The following is a 16,607-nucleotide window of genomic DNA, read 5'->3' as shown; positions in this document are numbered from 1 at the left end:
AACACCCGAAGGCGTTTCGTCGAAGCGAGCCGCCTATTATGGCAGCCTTTTTGTTGCCGTCAACACCTCGTTTCGAGGAAGTTGCCGCCGCTTCGTGGTCCCTGTCACCGGAGTGACTGGCGCCGTGAAGCGAGGGAGCGAATTCTAGACATCTTTGTGAAATGTGCAATCACTTTGTGCGGTGGATCCGCGAAAAGCTTCGCAGGCGCCCGAATCGGCAAGGTGTCGCATGGGGAGCGCCGATTGGTCGTCCCCGGGGGCGCCGCGATGAGATGGCTTCCTTCACGGGAGCAGCAGGCGGCCGGCCGCCTCGCTGGGCCACAATGCCGGCTGTTCCCCGCTTCCGACCACGATGGCCGATCCCGCACCGCGCTCGTTGTTCCGCGACCTTTCCCTGCCGGCCATCGTCGCCGGCTTCATCACGGTGCTGGTGGGTTTCGCCAGTTCGGCGGTGATCGTGTTCCAGGCGGCGCAGGCGGTGGGCGCCGGGCAGGCGGAGATCGCCTCGTGGATGTGGGCGCTGGGCATCGGCATGGGCGTGACCTGCATCGGCCTGTCGCTGCGCTACCGGATGCCGGTGGTGACGGCATGGTCCACGCCCGGCGCGGCGATGCTGGTAGTCGGCGCCACGGCGCTGCCGCTGTCCGATGCGATCGGCGCTTTCGTGCTGGCCGCGCTGATGGGGGCGCTGGCCGGCTTTTCCGGCGTGTTCGAGAGGGCGATGCGACGCATCCCGGTGTCGCTGGCCTCGGGCATGCTGGCCGGCGTGCTGCTGCGCTTCGGCCTGGATGTCTTCGTTTCGGTCGGTACTCAGCCGCTGCTGGTCCTGGCGATGTTCGCCACGTATCTGGCTGGACGGCGCCTGTTCCCCCGCTATGCGGTGATCGCGACCCTGCTGGTGGGTGTGGCGATCGCCGGCGGCCAGGGACTGATGCACGTTGAACAGGTGCGGCTGCAGCTGGCGCAGCCGATGTTCACCCTGCCGACGCTGTCGTGGGCGGCGGTGTTCGGCATCGCGTTGCCGCTGTTCATCGTGACCATGGCCTCGCAGAACGTGCCGGGCGTGGCGGTGCTGAAGGCATCGGGCTACGACGCGCCGATATCGCCGGTGGTGGGCTGGATCGGCGCGGTCAACACGGTGCTGGCGCCGTTCGGCGGGTACGCATTGAACCTGGCCGCGATCACCGCGGCGATCTGCATGGGCCGCGATGTGCACGAGGACCCGGCGCGGCGCTACCCGGCCGCGGTGAGCGCGGGCGTTTTCTACATCGTGATCGGGCTGTTCGGCGCGACGGTGGCGGCGGTGTTCGCCGCGTTCCCGAAGGAGCTGATCGCCACGCTGGCCGGCATCGCGCTGCTCGGCACCATCGGCAACAGCCTGGCGGTGGCGCTGAAGGACGAGGGCGAACGCGAACCGGCGCTGGTGACGTTCCTGGTGACGGCCTCGGGGCTGTCGATGGCCGGGATCGGTTCGGCGTTCTGGGGGCTGGTGGCGGGTGTGGCGGCGTTGCTGGTGTTGCGGCGACCTACCCGCTGACGTTTCGGCGTCGACCCGGCCCCGGCCCTCTCCCCCCCAACCCCGCTCCGCTCCCCGGCCCACGCCAGCGGTGTGGGCGCTCAACCGCACGCGCGCCGATGGCGCGCAAGCCGTGCGGTTTCGCCCCGGCGGGAGAGGGGCTTCAGGAGCGAGCCTTACAGCGGCTTGACCTCGAACACCTGCTTCAGCGTGTGGCGGCCACCTGGGGCCAGCTCGATCACGTCCGGGCCGACGTTGCCGGCTTCGACGCAGACGTAGTTGCGCCAGCCCGCGCCGATGTCGTCCATCTTCGCGGCGGCCGCTTCGCCCGCATTCCAGACCACGGCGGTACGGCTGCCGCTGGTGGTGATGTCGATGCTGCGGCCGAAGCCCGGATCGCGCAGCACGTAGTGGCCGCGCGCCTGGGTATAGATGCGGTCGCTGCGGCCGGGATCGCGCGCATCGCGCAGGTTCCAGTCGCCCTGCTGGACATGGGCGTTGCCGCCATCGAGCTTGTCCAGGTAGGTCAGGCCGTCCAGCCCGGCCACGTCGACCTTCAGCGCGTCGCTGACGTTGAAGTAGTTGTGCAGCGCCTGGGTGAAGACCACCGGCTGGCTGCCGGCGTTCTCGGTGAGCAGCTCCTGTTCCAGCGTGCGGCCGATGCGCAGTTTCATGGTCAGGCGCAGCGCCAGGCCTTCCAGCACCCGCGGCGCCAGGGTCAGCACCACGGTGCCGTCGGATTCGCGCTGGGCGTCGCGCAGTTCCCACGGCACGGTGCGCACGAAGCCGTGCGAGGGCACGTCGTTGCCCTGCCCCTGCCGGGCGAAGTACGGCCAGCACACCGGGCTGCCGCCACGGATCGGCGTGGGCGGTTGCTTCGCGGTGGGCGAAAGCCACATCACGTCGCGGCCGCCGGTGGGCACGAACGACAGCAGCTGGCCGCCGAACACGCTGATGGCCGCGGTGGAGAATGGCGTTTCCACCTTCCAGGCGGTGAAGCCGTTGAAATCGCCTGTGCTCAGGCCCTGCACATCCTTCATTGAAACCTTGCTCCGTACGATGGCTGACTGGACGAACTGCGGGGGGTCGGCGGGCAGCCGGAAGACCGTGGGCGTCGCCGGTGTGGCGTCGCGCAGCGCCTGCAGGATGCGGGTACCGGCGCGGCCATCGGCGTTCTGCCAGCCCAGCCGCTGCTGCTCGACGCGGAGGGCGCGACGGGTGGCGTCGCCGACCATGCCGTCGGCGGCGCCGATGGCGTGGCCACGCGCGAGCAGCAGGGTCTGCAGCTCGCGGCGCTCGGCGCGGCCCAGGCCCGGATCGTCGGTGGGCCAGGCGGCCACCAGGCCGTTGCCGCCGCGCAGGCGGTCGGCCAGGGTGGCGATGGCCAGTGCGTAGCTCTCGGCCGCGTTGTAGGAATAGATCGCGTCGTAGTTGCGGAACACCAGCAGGGCGGGCCCCTTCGCGCCCGCGGGCAGCAGCAGCGCGGCGGCGCTGTCGTCGGCCATCGCCGCGGCCTGCAGCGCGCCGCCATCGACCCCGGTGACACCCAGCGCGCGCCAGGCGGCGAGCGGCCTGCGCTTGGTGCGCCCGGCCAGGGTGGCGTCGAAACCGGCGGGAAGACGCACTTCCACGCCCCAGGGCTGGCCGCTGCGCCAGCCCGACTGTTTGAGGTAGTTGGCGGTGGACGCCAGCGCGTCGGGGATGCTGGCGACCAGGTCGCGGCGGCCGTCACCGTCGCCATCGACCGCGATGCGCGCGTAGGTGGAGGGCATGAACTGGGTCTGGCCGAAGGCGCCGGCCCAGGAACCCGTGAGGCCGTCGGCAGCGAGGTCGCCACGGTCGATCAGCTTGAGCAGGGCGAGCAGTTCGCCGCGGAAGAACGGCTGGCGGCGGCCATTGCAGGACAGCGTGGCAAGCGACTGCAGCAGCGGCCGCTTGCCGGCGATGCGGCCGTAGTCGCTTTCCACGCCCCACACCGCGACCACGGTGGCCGGATCGACGCCATATTCCGCGGCGATGCGGTCGAGCAGGTCGCGATGGGTGGCGAGCATGGCGCGGCCATCGGCCACGCGCTGCGCATCCACCAGGGCGGCGAGGTAGTCCCAGATCGGCGTGGTGAACTCGGGCTGTGCGTCGAGCAGGGGCAGCACGCTCATGTCCGGTGCGACGCCGGCGAACAGGCTGTCGAAACGTTCGGCGGCCATGCCCTGGGCGACGGCCGCATCGCGCAGGCTCGCGCCGCAGCTGCCGAAATCAGCGGTGGCGGCACGCGCCTGTGATGCCGCGACGAGTACGCAGACCAGGCCCAGTGCCGACAACCCTCGAGTCGATTTCATGCAACGGCTCCCTGCCTCATCCCGTGGAACGCCACCGATGATAATAAGAGGTGGCGCAGCGGCCGTGGGCGTCAGGCCGCACGCAGCAGGCGCAGGCCGAAAATGCGCGCGGGCGCATCCCAGGCCGCGGCTACCCGCAACCCGGCCGCGGCCGCCATCGCGGCGAACTGCGCGTCGTCGTACTTGTGGCTGTATTCCACGTGCATGGCTTCGTCGCGCTCGAACGCGAACGCCCGCCCGGCCACGTGCACCACCTGCGCGCGGCGGCTGACCAGGGATGTCTCGATGCGCCGACGCGCGGCCGCGTAGCGGGCGCGATGGGCGAAGCCGGACAGGTCGAAGTCGCTGCCGATCTCGCGGTTCAGGCGCGCCAGCAGGTTGAGGGTGAAGGCGGCGGTGACGCCGGCCGCATCGTTGTAGGCGGCCTCGATGATGGCCGGGTCCTTGTCCAGGTCGATGCCGATCAGGGCCAGCCCGTCCGGCCCCATCGCCTGGCGCATTCCGCGCAGGATCGACACCGCCGCCGCTTCGGTGAAATTGCCCAGGGTCGAGCCCGGGAAGAACAGCAGCGTGCACCGCGCCGGGCGCCGCGCTGGCGGCAGCGCCGGCAACGCGGTGAAGTCGGCGCACACCGGCAGCATTTCGATGGCGGGGAAATCCGCCGCCAGCGCGCGCACGCTGTCCAGCAGCGCGGTGCGCGAAATCTCCACCGGCGTATAGGCCACCACGTCCTGCAGCGCCTGCAGCAGCAGCCGGGTCTTGCGGCCGCTGCCGCTGCCGTACTCCACCACCCGCGCCTGCGGCCCGACCTGCGCGGCGATCTCCGGCAGCACCTGCCGCAGCAGGTCCAGTTCGGTGCGGGTGAGGTAGTACTCCGGCTGCCGGGTGATGCACTCGAACAGCGCCGAGCCGCGCGCGTCGTAGAAATACTTGGACGGCAGCGCGCGCGGCCGCGCCGACAGCCCGGCGAGCACGTCGGCGGTGAGGGTGGCGCGGTCGGGGCGGTGGTCGACCAGCCCCTCCAGCAGCGGGTCCGGCGCGCCCATCTCAGAGGTCCCTGGCCAGGCGCAGGCCGGCGAACTGCCAGCGTGCCGAGGGCGGGAAGAAATTGCGGTAGCTGGCGCGTACATGTCCGCCCGGTGTGGCGCAGCTGCCGCCGCGCAGCACGAACTGGCCGCACATGAACTTGCCGTTGTATTCGCCCGCGTCGCCCGGCAACGGGCGGAAGCCGGGATAGGCGCCGTACGCGCTGCTGGTCCATTCCCAGACATCGCCGAACAGCTGCCGCGGCACCCCGGGCTCGGCGGCCGGCGCGGCCGCCGGGTGCAGCAGGCCGGCATCGGCGAAATTCCCGGCCAATGGCCGCACCGACGCCGCCGCTTCCCACTCGAACTCGGTGGGCAGGCGCGCGCCGGCCCAGCGCGCGCAGGCATCGGCCTCGAACCAGCCCAGGTGGCAGACCGGCGCATCCGGATCCAGCGCGCGCCAGCCCCCCAGGGTGTACTCGCGTTCCAGCGCCTCGTCCCAGTACAGCGGACGGCACCACTGGCCGGCCTGCAGCTGCGCCCAGCCGTCGCTCATCCACAGCAGCGGATCGCGGTAACCGCCATCGTCGATGAAGGCGCGGTACTCGGCGTTGCTCAACGGGCGGTCGGCCAGCGCATGCGCCGGCACCAGCACGCGGTGCCGCGGCGATTCGTTGTCGTAGGCGAAGCGCGCATGCGCAGGCCAGGCCGGCGCGCCGATCTCGACGATGCGCTCGGGGTTTTCGATCCACAGCGCGGCGTCGCGGGTCGGCGAGGCGGGCGGCGCGGGCAGGTCCTCGCGGTAGGCCGGCTGCAGCGGGTGGCTCCACAGCGCGTGCTTGATGTCGGTCAGCAACAGCTCCTGGTGCTGCTGCTCGTGCTGCAGGCCGAGCAGCAGGTGGCGCTGCGCCTCATCGTCGAGGGTGCCGGCGCGCAGGCCCTGGCCGATGCGGTCGTCGACCTGGGCGCGGTATTCCAGCACCTGCGCCAGTGACGGCCGCGACAGCAGGCCGCGCTGCGCACGCGCATGCGCCGGACCCACGCTCTGGTAGTAGCTGTTGAACAGCGCCTGCCACTGCGGATGCAGCGGCCGGTAGCCGGGGTGGCGACCAAGCACGAACTGTTCGAAGAACCAGGTGGTGTGCGCCAGATGCCACTTGGCCGGGCTGGCGTCGGGCATGCTCTGCACCATCGCGTCTTCGGCGGTGAGCGGCGCGGCCAGCGCCAGGCTGGCCTGGCGCACGGCGCGGTAACGCTCCGCCAAAGTGGGTGGCGTTGTCGCAGCGCTGGAGGCCTTCAGCAATGCGGCACTGGAAATCTGCATGCCCCGAGCTTAGCCATGCCCGGTTAGCGCGGCGTCATCGGCGCCGCGCGGTGTTCAGGCAAGCGCGTCGAGGTAGTACCAGCGGCCGTCCTCGCGCACGAAGCGGCTGTGTTCGGCCAGGCGCACGGCGCTGCCGCCGCCGACGCGGTAGCGGGCGACGAATTCCACTTCGGCGGTGTCGGCGCCGGTGACCCGGTGGCGCTTCACGTCCAGGCCCAGCCACTGCGTACGCTGGCCGGGCGCGTCGTCCAGCGACAGCGCCTGCGGCCGCGTATCGGCATGCCAGGTCGCCAGCAGATAGTCGGCGTTGCCAGTCACGTAGGCGCAGTAGCGCGAGCGCATCATCGCTTCGGCATCGGGCGCGGCCTCGCCGGCATGCCAGCGCGCGCAGCAGCGGCCATGGGCGTGGCCGGAGCCGCAGGGACAGGGAGACGTCGGGGCGATCTGCATGCGCGCATTTTCCCACCCACGCCGCCACCGCGGCCAGCCGGCACAGGCGTATGCTGTCGCGCCCCCTGTTCAGGTCCGACCATGCTGGAACTCCTGCCCACCGAACTGCCATGGCTGCTGGCCATCGCCTTCATCGCCGGGCTGGTGGATGCCGCGGTCGGCGGCGGCGGGCTGATCCAGCTGCCGGGCCTGTTCACGGTGCTGCCGCAGCACACGCCGGCCGCCCTGCTGGGCACCAACAAATTCAGTTCGGTGTTCGGCACCGGCGCGGCGACGTGGCGCTACGCACGCTCGGTGCGGTTCCCGTGGCGGCCGGTGCTGCTGGCGGCGGCGACGGCGTTCGTGTTCGCCTTCCTCGGCGCCACCGCGGTCAGCCTGCTGTCCAAGGACGCGGTGCGGCCGCTGGTGCTGACGCTGCTGATCGTGATGCTCGGTTACACGCTGGCGAAGAAGGATTTCGGCGCCATGCACCGGCCGCGTAGCGTGGGCCGCCGCGAACTGGCCATCGCGCTGGCGATGGGCGCGGTGATCGGCTTCTACGACGGCTTCTTCGGGCCGGGCACGGGCAGCTTCCTGATCTTCCTGTTCATCCGCTTCTTCGGCCTGGACTTCCTGCGCGCCTCGGCCGCCTCCAAGGTGGTCAACCTGGCCACCAACGTCGCCGCGCTGTCGTTCTTCGTGCCCAGCGGCAACGTGCTGCTGGCCTTCGCGGTGCCGATGGCGGTGGCCAACGTGGCCGGGTCGGTGACCGGCACGCGGCTGGCGCTGCGTGGCGGCACGCCGCTGATCCGCAGGCTGTTCCTGCTGCTGGTGGTGGTGCTGATCGCGCGCATGGCGTGGGACACGTTCTCCGGCTGAACGCGGCACGGCGGTTTGATCGAACGCAACGCCGCCACCACGGCCGATGCGGATGATGGTGCCATGGCGGCCCTCCCTCGCCGCCCTGGAGAACCCCCATGCAACTGGATTTTTCCGGCAAGGTCGCCCTGGTCACCGGCGCCGCCTCGGGCATCGGCGAAGCGGTCGCCCGGCAGCTGGCCGCCAGCGGCGCGCAGGTCATCATCGCCGACCTGGATCGAAATGCCGCCGAGCAGGCGGCGTCGGGCATCGGCGCGCAGGCCCGCGCCCGCCAGCTCGACGTCAGCGACGCCGACGCGGTGCGGCAACTGGTGGAGGCCACCGTCGCCGAGTACGGCGGGCTGCACCTGGCGGTCAACAACGCCGGCATCGGCGGCGCCAGCCTGGCCACCGCCGACTACCCGCTGGAGGAATGGCACCGCGTGCTCGGCGTGAACCTGCACGGCGTTTTTTATTCGATGAAATACGAGATCGCCGCGATGCTGGCCAGCGGCGGCGGCGCCATCGTCAACATGGCCTCGATCCTCGGCAGCAACGGCTGGGCCGGCTCTACCGCCTATGTGGCGGCCAAGCACGCGCTGGTGGGCATGACCAAGACCGCGGCGCTGGAATATTCCGCGCGCGGGCTGCGCATCAATGCGGTCGGCCCGGGCTTCATCGACACGCCGCTGCTGGCCGGCATGGACCGCACGGCCTACGACGGCCTGGTCGCCCTGCATCCGGCCGGGCGCCTGGGCAGCGCCGGGGAAGTGGCGGCGCTGACCTGCTTCCTGCTGTCGGACCAGGCCTCGTTCATCACCGGCAGTTACCACCTGGTGGACGGCGGCTTTTCGGCGCGCTGAGTCCGCCGCAGGCGGCCGCCTGGCCCGGCGTTGCCAGGAACGACAAAGGGAGCCGCGAGGCTCCCCTTGTCTGCCGCCGTACCGGACCGCGGCAGAGGCGGTTCGCGCTAATGCTCGGCGTCGAGCTGGGCGAGCCGGCGCGCCGTAGCGTCATGCATCTCCAGGAGGTCGGCACGGATTTCCCAGAGACCGGCCACCAGCAGCAGGGCCAGCCATGGCCAATGGCGCCGGAACAACCAACGCTGTTTCATCGCAACCTCCTGTCGTCAACGTATCCATCGTGGAACGGAACCGCGGCACCGGCAACATGCCCCAGTGAGGATCGCCCTGCCCTAGCGCAGCACCGCGCCGGCCAGGGCCAGCAACACCAGCGCGATCAGCGGCAGCATCGACAGCGCGAAGCCCAGCGCGCGGCTGGACGGCGCGCGCACGTAGGCGCGCCAGTAGACGAAACGGCCGGCCAGGTATACCGCGCCGATGCCGGCCACCCAGGCAGCCGGCCAGAAGCGGGAAGCAACGAACAGTGCCGGCAGCAGCGCGACCAGCAGCTCCAGGGTGTTCATCTGCACGCGGTACGCGCGCTCGAAGCCTTCGTGGCCGCTGACCGCCGGCGCCTTGACGCCGTAACGGCCGCGCGCGCGCCCGACCATCGCGCCGAAGAACAGGTACTGCACGATGGCCAGCATTGCGACCAGTTCGACGTAGTGCATGGGGTTCTCTCATAGGTGAAGCCCCTCTCCCGGTGGGAGAGGGGTTGGGGTGAGGGTAAGGGGCGAAGCCCTTGCCGTGTTCGGATGCACGAGGCTTCGCCCGTACCCTCGTCCGCGCCTTCGGGGCACCTTCTCCCGGAGGGAGAAGGAATATCGGCAGCTCAGCGGCGCGCCTGGCCCACTTCGATGAAGCGCAGGAACTCGGCGCGGGTGCGGGCGTCGTCGTGGAAGCTGCCGCGCATGCGCGAGGTGACCATGCTGACACCGCGCTTGTGGATGCCGCGGGTGGTCATGCACTCGTGCGAGCCTTCCACCACCACGCCCACGCCCAGCGGCTGCAGCACGTCCTGGATGACGTCGGCGATCTGCGCGGTCATCTTTTCCTGCACCTGGAAGCGGCGCGCATAGGCCTCGACCACGCGCGCCAGCTTGGAGATGCCGACCACGCGGCCGTTGGGCACGTAGCCCACGTGCACGCGGCCGATGATCGGCGCCATGTGGTGCTCGCAGTGGCTTTCGTACTCGATGTCGCGCAGCACGATCATCTCGTCGTAGCCGGCCACTTCCTCGAAGGTACGCGCCAGGTACTCGCGCGGATCGTCCTGGTAGCCCTTGAACCAGTCGCCGTAGGCCTCGGCCACGCGGCGCGGGGTATCCAGCAGACCCTCGCGGGCGGGATCTTCGCCGGCCCAGCGCAGCAGGGTGCGCACGGCCTCCTCGGCCTGGGCCTGGGTGACGGACGGGTTCTTGGAGTCGGCCATGGGTGACGGCGCCTGGATTTCGGGGGTGGACATGCTACCAGCCGGGTGCCGCCGGGGCATCGGCGGCGATGGGCGCCGGAAACGACGAGGGCGCCCGCAGGCGCCCTCGCTCATGGGTTCCGTGCCCTGCCCTTACTGGCCCAGCACGCCCTTCACGTAGGCCACGATCTCCGCGTCCTGCGCGTTGTCGAAGAACGCCTTCTGGAAGCGCGCGCCACCGACGGCCTGCTTCACCAGCTCCGGGTCGATGGCCTTCAGGCCGGCGATGAACTCCTTGGAGGCGCCCTGCTTCACCTGCGCCAGGATGCCGGCGTTGGTCATCTGCGACTCCTTGCGCTCGGCCGGGTAGCCCTGGCCGCGCTCGCCGGCGAAGGCCTTCTCGAAGATGTAGCGGATGTTGATTTCCGCGCCCCAGCCGTAGCCCTTGGCGAACGGCAGCGACAGCGCGTTGCCGTTGTTGACCTGGGCGAACAGGAAAGCATCGGTCGGCTCGATGCAGTAGCCGCAGTACACGCCCGGCCAGGCGTTGAGCGACATCAGCGCGCCCTGCCCGGTGCCGCAGCCGGCGACGACGAAGTCCACGGCCTTGGCGTTGAGCAGCAGCGCGGCGCAGATGCCCAGGTGGATGTAGGTCAGGCGGTGGTCGTTGTCACCGTCCATGCCGACGTTGAACACCTCGTGGCCCTGCGCGGCGGCGACGGTGTTGAGTTGTTCCAGCACCACCGGGTTCTTGGCGGCCTGGCTGAATTCCTGCATCAGGGCGATCTTCATGGCGTGACTCTCTGTTGTTCTGTGGAAGCGTGTTCTGGGGGGTATTGCGGGCGCCCATGCGCCCCCCTTCCGCCCTGCGGGGGAAGGAAAAGGCGGGATCAGCGCGCCAGCCAGCCGCCGTCGACCGGGATGACCGCGCCGTTGACGTAGTCCGAGGCGCTGGAGGCCAGGAACACGGCGGTGCCGCCCAGGTCTTCCGGCCTGCCCCAGCGGCCGGCCGGGATGCGGTCCAGGATGGCCTTGCTGCGGTCCTCGTCGGCGCGCAGCTGCGCGGTGTTGTCGGTGGCCATGTAGCCCGGGGCGATGGCGTTGACGGTCACGCCCTGCTGCGCCCATTCGTTGGCCAGCAGCCGGGTGATGCCGGCGATGCCGCTCTTGGAGGCGGTGTAGGACGGCACGCGGATGCCACCCTGGAAGGACAGCATCGAGGCGATGTTGATGATCTTGCCGCGGCCCTGGGCGATGAAGTGCCTGCCGGCGGCCTGGCACATGAAGAAGGCGGACTTGATGTTGACGTTCATCACGTCGTCCCAGTCCTTCTCGCTGAATTCCACCGCATCGGCGCGGCGGATCAGGCCGGCGTTGTTGACCAGGATGTCCAGCCGGCCCAGGCCCTCGACGGCTTCGCGCACCACGCGCTCGACCGGCTCGATGCTGATCAGGTTGGCCTCGATGTTGAGAAAGCGGCGGCCCAGCGCGCGCACCTTCTCCGCGGTCTCTTCGGCCGGGACGATGCCGGCACCGGCGATGTCGGCACCGGCGGCAGCCAGCGCCAGCGCGATGCCCTGGCCCAGGCCGGTATTGGCACCGGTTACCAGTGCGACCTTGCCTTCGAGGCTGAATGGATTCGTCATGGTGTTCCTCTCCCTGAGCGGTAGTACGGAGGTGGGTTGCGGCGCCATGCCTTGCCCGGTGGGCGATACGGCGCGGCGGCGGCGTGGGCCCGCGCTGGACGGACCCCGCTGGATGCGGTGCGGGGCCATCATAGCCAATTAGGAAACCGGTGTCATTCCGCAACGCGGGATGCTGGCTTCCTTTCCGGAACAATGGGTTGGGGGTCAATCCAGGGGCGGCTGGCAGGAATCGCGCACGATCAGGTGCGGGCGCACGCTGGCGATCTGCAGCGCGGCCTGGCCTTCGGGCTGGATCAGCATCGCCGCGGCGGTGCGCCCGGTGTCACGGGTATTGCGCCGCACCGAGGTCAGCGACGGCCACAGCCGCGAGGCCAGCGGGCTGTCGTCGTAGCCCACCACCGACAGTTCGCGCGGGATGTTGATGCCGGCGCGCATGGCGACTTTGTAGACGCCGGCGGCCATCTCGTCGTTGCCGGTGAAGATGGCGGTGGGGCGCTGCTTGCCGAGCAGCAGCTTCTCGGCCGCGGCCACGCCGGATTCGAAGGTGTAGCCGGCCTCGATGATGCGCGCCGGCGGCAGTTCGATGCCGCGCCGCTGCAGCGCGTCGATGAAACCGGCGGTGCGCTCGTGCGCCGAGCGGTAGGCCGACGGGCCGGTGATCAGGGCGATGTCGCGGTGGCCGAGCGAGAGCAGGTAGTCGGCGGCCTCGGCGGCGCCGTCGCGGTCGTGGGTGATCACCATCTGCGAGGTGTCGTCCAGCGGCAGCGAGGCGATGCGGGTGTAGCGGCAGCCGATTTCTTCCAGCATGTCGGCCAGCGCCTGGTCCTCGGAGGCGCGCGGCACCAGGATCACGCCGTGCAGCTTCTGCTGCTGCACGAAGCGCTTGACGCCCTCGATGTAGCCGGGGCTGCGGGTGTCGCAGGGGTGCACCACCAGCTCGAAGCTGGAGCCGCGCAGCGCGTCGAGCGCGCCGTACTGCATGTCCACCACGTACTGCGCGGTGGGGTTGTCGTAGACCATGCCGATCAGGAACGAGCGCCGGAACGCCAGGCCGCGCGCCAGCGGGTCGGGCGCGTAGCCGACCTCGCGCATCAGCGCTTCGACCTTTTCGCGCGTGTCCTTCCGCACCAGCGGCGAGTTGTTGATGATCCGCGACACCGTCTTCTTGGAGACGCCGGACAGGCGCGCGATGTCGTTGATGGTCGCGGCCCTGCCCAGTGGCCGGGTCGTGGCGTCGGAATCGGCCTTCTTGCGCAATGACATGTCCTTGCAAACCATCCAGCGGAACGGGTTCTGGCGAAAGCCGCGCCCGGCGGGCACGGCGACGTGGACGGCGCGGCGGCCTCCCGCCGCCGCCGGCGGCATGCGCCGGGGCAGGGCCGGGAGCCCGCGCCAGGCGGTGATGTTAGCCCGAGACGGCGCCCCGGGCCGGAATCGTCGGCCCGGCCCCGGCCGTGACGGTGCTCAGCCGCGCAGCAGCGCCGGCAGCCACAGCGACAGCTGCGGGAAGAACGTCACCACCAGCAGCACGCCCAGCCCGGCCAGCCAGAACGGCCAGATCGTCCTCATGCTCTGGCCCACGGTGATCTTGCCGATCGCGGTGCCGATGAACAGCACCGAGCCCACCGGCGGCGTCACCAGGCCCAGGCCACCGGTCAGCACCAGCACCAGGCCAAAGTGGATCGGATCGATGCCATAGGCCCTGGCCACCGGCAGGAAGATCGGCGTGCAGATCAGGATCATCGGCGCCAGGTCCATGAAGGTGCCCAGCAGCAGCAGCATCACCACGATCATCAGCAGCACCATGAACTTGCTGTGCGCGAACGACTGCAGGAAAGCCACCGCCGCCGCCGGCACCTGCAGGTAGGCCAGCAGCCAGCCGAACACCGCCGCGGTGGCGATCACGAACAGGATCACGCCGGTGCTGCGTGCGGCATGGATCACCGTGTCCAGGAACACGCGCCAGCGCAGCTGCCGGTACAGCACGACGGTGACCAGCAGCGCGTAGACCACGGCGATGGCCGCCGATTCGACCGCGGTGAAGATGCCGGCGCGGATGCCGACGAAGATCAGCGCCACCAGGCCCAGGCCGGGCAGGGCGGCGACCAGCCGCAGCAGCACCGCGCGCAGGCCGGGGAAGGCTTCCACGCCGTAGCCGCGGCGCCGCGCCACGGCGTAGCCGGTGACCATCAGCACCACGGTCATCAGCAGCGCCGGCACCACGCCAGCGGCGAACAGGTCGGCGATGGACAGGCCGCCGCCGGCCGCGGCCGAGAACAGGATCAGGTTGTGCGAGGGCGGCACCAGCAGCGCCACCAGCGCCGCGGTGATGCTGACGTTGACCGCGAAATCGCGGTCGTAGCCGCGCTGCACCATCTGCGGGATCATCGTGCCGCCCACCGCCGAGACGTCAGCGATGGCCGAGCCGGAGACGCCGCCGAAGAACAGCGAGGACAGGATCGACACCTGGCCCAGGCCGCCGCGCAGGCGCCCGACCAGCGAGGCGGCCAGCGCGATCAGGCGCTCGGAGATGCCGCCGCGCATCATGATCTCGCCGGCGAAGATGAACAGCGGAATGGCGATCAGCGAGGCCGAGCCGGTGCCGGCCGAGATCTGCTGCACCAGCACCACGCTGGGCAGGTCGAGATAGAGCAGAGTGGCCAGCGCGGCGGCGGCCAGCGCGTAGGCCACCGGCACGCCGATCAGCAGCAGCGCGCCGAACACGGCGAACAGGATTGCGATGCCCATGGTTCAGCGGTCTCCTTCGAGGGCGGCCGGCTGCAGCGCCAGCCGCAGCCGGTTCAACGCGAACACCACCATCAGCGCGCCGCCGACGCTCAGCGGCAGGTAGTTCACGCTCTGCGGCAGGTTGGCGCCGGCGGTCTTGATGTGCAGGCCGTCGATCCACAGCGCCCAGCCCCACCAGGCGATGACCGCGCCGATGGCGGCCACCACCAGCGGCACCACCGCGTCGACCGCGCGGCGGGCCAGCGGGTTGAGGTGGTCGGCCAGCAGGAAGAAGCCGAAATGGCGGTTGGTGTGCACGCCGGCGGCCGCGCCCATGCTCATCGCCGTGCTCAGCAGCAGCAGGGTGACCGGTTCGGTCCAGCTGGGCGAATCGTTGATGACGTAGCGGGCGAACACCTGCCAGCCCTGCACCACCACCAACCCGAGCAGGGCGACGACGGCGACGTGGATGACGGCGGTGGCCAGCGTCTCCAGCGCGCGCTGCAGGCCGGCCGGGGGAGTGCGGGGAGTGGAGTCGGTCATCGCGGCGGGTCCTCAGGCGAAATCGCGGATGCGGCGGTGCAGGGCGGCGATCTCCGGCTGCCGCAGGTAGTCGCGCAGCAGCGGCGCGGCGGCATCGCGGAACGCGGCGATGTCCACCGCGTTGGCCTTCACGCCGTGGGCCAGCACCGCCTGGCGGGCCTGGTCCTCGGAGGCATCCCATTCGTCGCGCATCACCTGCACCGACTGCCGCGCCAGCTCCAGCAGCAGGCGGCGGTCGCCCGACGCCAGCGCGTCGAAGCTGCGCCGCGACATCAGCAGCACGTCCGGCGCGTAGGAATGCTGGCTTTCCGACCAGTAGTGCGCGGCCTCGAAGTGGCGGCTGGAATGGAAGCTGCGCATGTTGTTCTCGGCGCCGTCGATCATGTGCGTCTCCATGCCGGAGAACGTGTCGCCCAGTGACATCGGCGTCGGGTTGGCGCCGAACAGGCGCATCAGCTGCAGGAAGATGTCCGAGCTGGCCACGCGCAGCTTCAGGCCGTGCAGGTCGCGCGGCTCAACGATCGGGTGCTTGGTGTTGTAGAAGCAGCGCGCGCCCGAGTCGTAGATCGCCAGGCCGACCAGGTCGCGGCTCTCGAAGCCGGCCAGCACCGCGTCGGCGATGCCGCCATCGAGCGCGTGGCGCATGTGCGCGACCGAGTCGAACACGTACGGCAGGCACAGCGCCTGGGTCAGCGGGAAGGCGTTGTTCAGCGCGCCGGAATAGACCCGGGTGATGTCGATGGCGCCGAAGCGCGCCATGTCGATCGCCTCCGACTCGCGGCCGAGCTGGCCGGAGTGGTACTGCGCCAGCCGCAGGCGGCCGCCGGTCGCGCGTTCGAGCTCCTGCCCGATCCACCTGACCGCGGTGACCGTGGGGTAGTCCGCCACGTGGACGTCGGTGGCGGTGAGCAGGCGCCCATCGCCGGCCGCCTGGCGGCCGCCGCCCGTACAGGCCACCAGCGCCGGCGCGGCAAGCGCGCCCAGCCCGGTGGCGAGAAACCTTCTGCGATTGATCATCGAACCCCCTCCACGCATACCCTCCGTGCGCACCGGTCAGCCGGCGGCCACGGCCCTGCAGGAAATCTCGCCGTGGCCCTCGAAGCGGATCACGGCCTGCTGGCCCACGCCGATGTCGTGGATGCCAGTGGCGTTGCCGGTGGCGATCAGGTCGCCACGACGCAGCGGCCGGCCGCGCCGCGCCGAACGCGCCAGCGCGAACGCGTAGGCCGCGCGCAGGCCGCCGGGCAGGTTGCCGGCGCCGCCGATGCCGACCACGCTGCCGTCGATCTCGGTGCGCGCCAGCAGCCGCGCCTCGTCCAGCCGCGTCCAGTCCACGATTTCGGTGCCCAGCACCAGCCCATTGTTGTTGCCGAAGTCGGAAACGACCACCCGCGGCCCCAGCACGTTGATCGTCGCCAGCGGGCTGCTGGCCACTTCCACGCCGGTGAACAGCCGCGCGGGCAGGGCGGCGGCTTCGGCCGGGGTCCAGTCGAGCTTGTCGGCCGGTGCGTCGGCGTCGAGCCGCAGCACGTACTCGGCCTCGACCGCGGCGAAACCGCCGGCACCGGAGAACACCGGGATATCGACGATGCTACCGGTAGCATTCCAGAGCTGGCGCGAAAACACCGGACCCAGCAGGCGCTCGTCGCCGGATCCGTCGCGGCGCTCGGCGGCGATGTAGCCCACCTTCCATCCCACCACGTCGTCGTCCCAGCGGCCGATGGCCAGGTCCTGCACCTGGTAGGCGGTCACCAGGTCCGCCGGGATCGCGCCGGGGAAATCGGCGAGCGAACGCCCCGCGCGACGCGCCTCCACGAACTGGCGGGCGATGTCGTCCAGCGCGGCGGACGGGTCCTGTCGGCCTTGATCGTTGCTCAAGTGGCTCTCCTG

At 70.5% G+C, this 16,607-nt stretch carries 17 protein-coding genes; 3 read left to right on the top strand and 14 right to left on the bottom strand.

The genetic code is table 11. The features are described 5' to 3' along the window. Window positions 1-352: 352 nt before the first annotated feature. The gene (locus AC06FP_RS05025) at window positions 353-1,537 is read left to right on the top strand and encodes a benzoate/H(+) symporter BenE family transporter (protein ID WP_478074729.1); all 1,185 of its coding nucleotides are present in this window, start codon (window positions 353-355) and stop codon (window positions 1,535-1,537) included. A 155-nt stretch (window positions 1,538-1,692) separates the two neighbouring features. Here the strand turns inward: AC06FP_RS05025 and AC06FP_RS05020 are convergent, their stop codons facing one another. The 4 genes from AC06FP_RS05020 to AC06FP_RS05005 all read right to left on the bottom strand — a co-directional run bounded on the left by AC06FP_RS05020 (window position 1,693) and on the right by AC06FP_RS05005 (window position 6,651). Next, window positions 1,693-3,852, bottom strand: coding sequence for a lytic murein transglycosylase (locus AC06FP_RS05020; protein ID WP_478074728.1), 2,160 nt, complete (start codon window positions 3,850-3,852; stop codon window positions 1,693-1,695). A 71-nt stretch (window positions 3,853-3,923) separates the two neighbouring features. Beyond that, window positions 3,924-4,898, bottom strand: a complete 975-nt coding sequence (gene egtD / locus AC06FP_RS05015) for an L-histidine N(alpha)-methyltransferase (RefSeq protein WP_478074727.1) — start codon at window positions 4,896-4,898, stop codon at window positions 3,924-3,926. Between the two features lies 1 nt (window position 4,899). Continuing rightward, window positions 4,900-6,177, bottom strand: a complete 1,278-nt coding sequence (gene egtB / locus AC06FP_RS05010) for an ergothioneine biosynthesis protein EgtB (protein WP_478074757.1) — start codon at window positions 6,175-6,177, stop codon at window positions 4,900-4,902. Between the two features lie 78 nt (window positions 6,178-6,255). After that, the gene (locus tag AC06FP_RS05005) at window positions 6,256-6,651 is read right to left on the bottom strand and encodes a YchJ family protein (RefSeq protein ID WP_478074726.1); all 396 of its coding nucleotides are present in this window, start codon (window positions 6,649-6,651) and stop codon (window positions 6,256-6,258) included. A gap of 81 nt (window positions 6,652-6,732) precedes the next feature. On the opposite strand from AC06FP_RS05005, the gene AC06FP_RS05000 reads away from it, so the two are divergent. Further along, a complete protein-coding gene (locus AC06FP_RS05000; RefSeq protein ID WP_478074725.1) occupies window positions 6,733-7,509 on the top strand; it encodes a sulfite exporter TauE/SafE family protein in 777 nt (258 codons plus the stop codon). 98 nt (window positions 7,510-7,607) lie between these two features. After that, the gene (locus AC06FP_RS04995; RefSeq protein WP_478074724.1) at window positions 7,608-8,351 is read left to right on the top strand and encodes an SDR family NAD(P)-dependent oxidoreductase; all 744 of its coding nucleotides are present in this window, start codon (window positions 7,608-7,610) and stop codon (window positions 8,349-8,351) included. Window positions 8,352-8,458: 107 nt separating this feature from the next. Here AC06FP_RS04995 and AC06FP_RS04990 read toward each other — a convergent pair whose 3' ends face one another. The 10 genes from AC06FP_RS04990 to AC06FP_RS04945 all read right to left on the bottom strand — a co-directional run bounded on the left by AC06FP_RS04990 (window position 8,459) and on the right by AC06FP_RS04945 (window position 16,595). Then, window positions 8,459-8,602 carry a hypothetical protein gene (locus AC06FP_RS04990; RefSeq protein ID WP_478074723.1) on the bottom strand — a complete coding sequence of 48 codons (144 nt, stop codon included), beginning with the start codon at window positions 8,600-8,602 and terminating at the stop codon, window positions 8,459-8,461. Window positions 8,603-8,683: 81 nt separating this feature from the next. Next, window positions 8,684-9,061: an MAPEG family protein gene (locus AC06FP_RS04985; protein WP_478074722.1), complete on the bottom strand. Its 378-nt coding sequence runs from the start codon at window positions 9,059-9,061 to the stop codon at window positions 8,684-8,686. A 161-nt stretch (window positions 9,062-9,222) separates the two neighbouring features. After that, entirely contained in the window at window positions 9,223-9,822 is a 600-nt protein-coding gene (folE, locus tag AC06FP_RS04980; protein ID WP_433854105.1) for a GTP cyclohydrolase I FolE, read from the bottom strand. A 132-nt stretch (window positions 9,823-9,954) separates the two neighbouring features. Beyond that, a complete protein-coding gene (locus AC06FP_RS04975) occupies window positions 9,955-10,593 on the bottom strand; it encodes an RpiB/LacA/LacB family sugar-phosphate isomerase (protein WP_478074721.1) in 639 nt (212 codons plus the stop codon). Window positions 10,594-10,691: 98 nt separating this feature from the next. Beyond that, complete coding sequence (gene kduD, locus AC06FP_RS04970) at window positions 10,692-11,447, bottom strand: 2-dehydro-3-deoxy-D-gluconate 5-dehydrogenase KduD (protein ID WP_478074720.1); 756 nt, start codon at window positions 11,445-11,447, stop codon at window positions 10,692-10,694. A 204-nt stretch (window positions 11,448-11,651) separates the two neighbouring features. Then, a complete protein-coding gene (locus AC06FP_RS04965; protein ID WP_104940059.1) occupies window positions 11,652-12,710 on the bottom strand; it encodes a LacI family DNA-binding transcriptional regulator in 1,059 nt (352 codons plus the stop codon). Between the two features lie 201 nt (window positions 12,711-12,911). After that, a complete protein-coding gene (locus AC06FP_RS04960) occupies window positions 12,912-14,195 on the bottom strand; it encodes a TRAP transporter large permease (protein ID WP_456117647.1) in 1,284 nt (427 codons plus the stop codon). A gap of 3 nt (window positions 14,196-14,198) precedes the next feature. Then, complete coding sequence (locus AC06FP_RS04955) at window positions 14,199-14,717, bottom strand: TRAP transporter small permease (protein ID WP_456117646.1); 519 nt, start codon at window positions 14,715-14,717, stop codon at window positions 14,199-14,201. Window positions 14,718-14,729: 12 nt separating this feature from the next. Next, window positions 14,730-15,734: a TRAP transporter substrate-binding protein gene (locus tag AC06FP_RS04950; protein WP_478074719.1), complete on the bottom strand. Its 1,005-nt coding sequence runs from the start codon at window positions 15,732-15,734 to the stop codon at window positions 14,730-14,732. Between the two features lie 36 nt (window positions 15,735-15,770). Further along, window positions 15,771-16,595, bottom strand: coding sequence for a 2-keto-4-pentenoate hydratase (locus AC06FP_RS04945; protein WP_456117644.1), 825 nt, complete (start codon window positions 16,593-16,595; stop codon window positions 15,771-15,773). Window positions 16,596-16,607: the final 12 nt, after the last annotated feature.

This window comes from Stenotrophomonas sp. Steno-Z2, from assembly GCF_056393235.1.
Note: the sequence above shows the minus strand (reverse complement) of the source record. Positions and strands in the feature narration are given on the sequence as shown.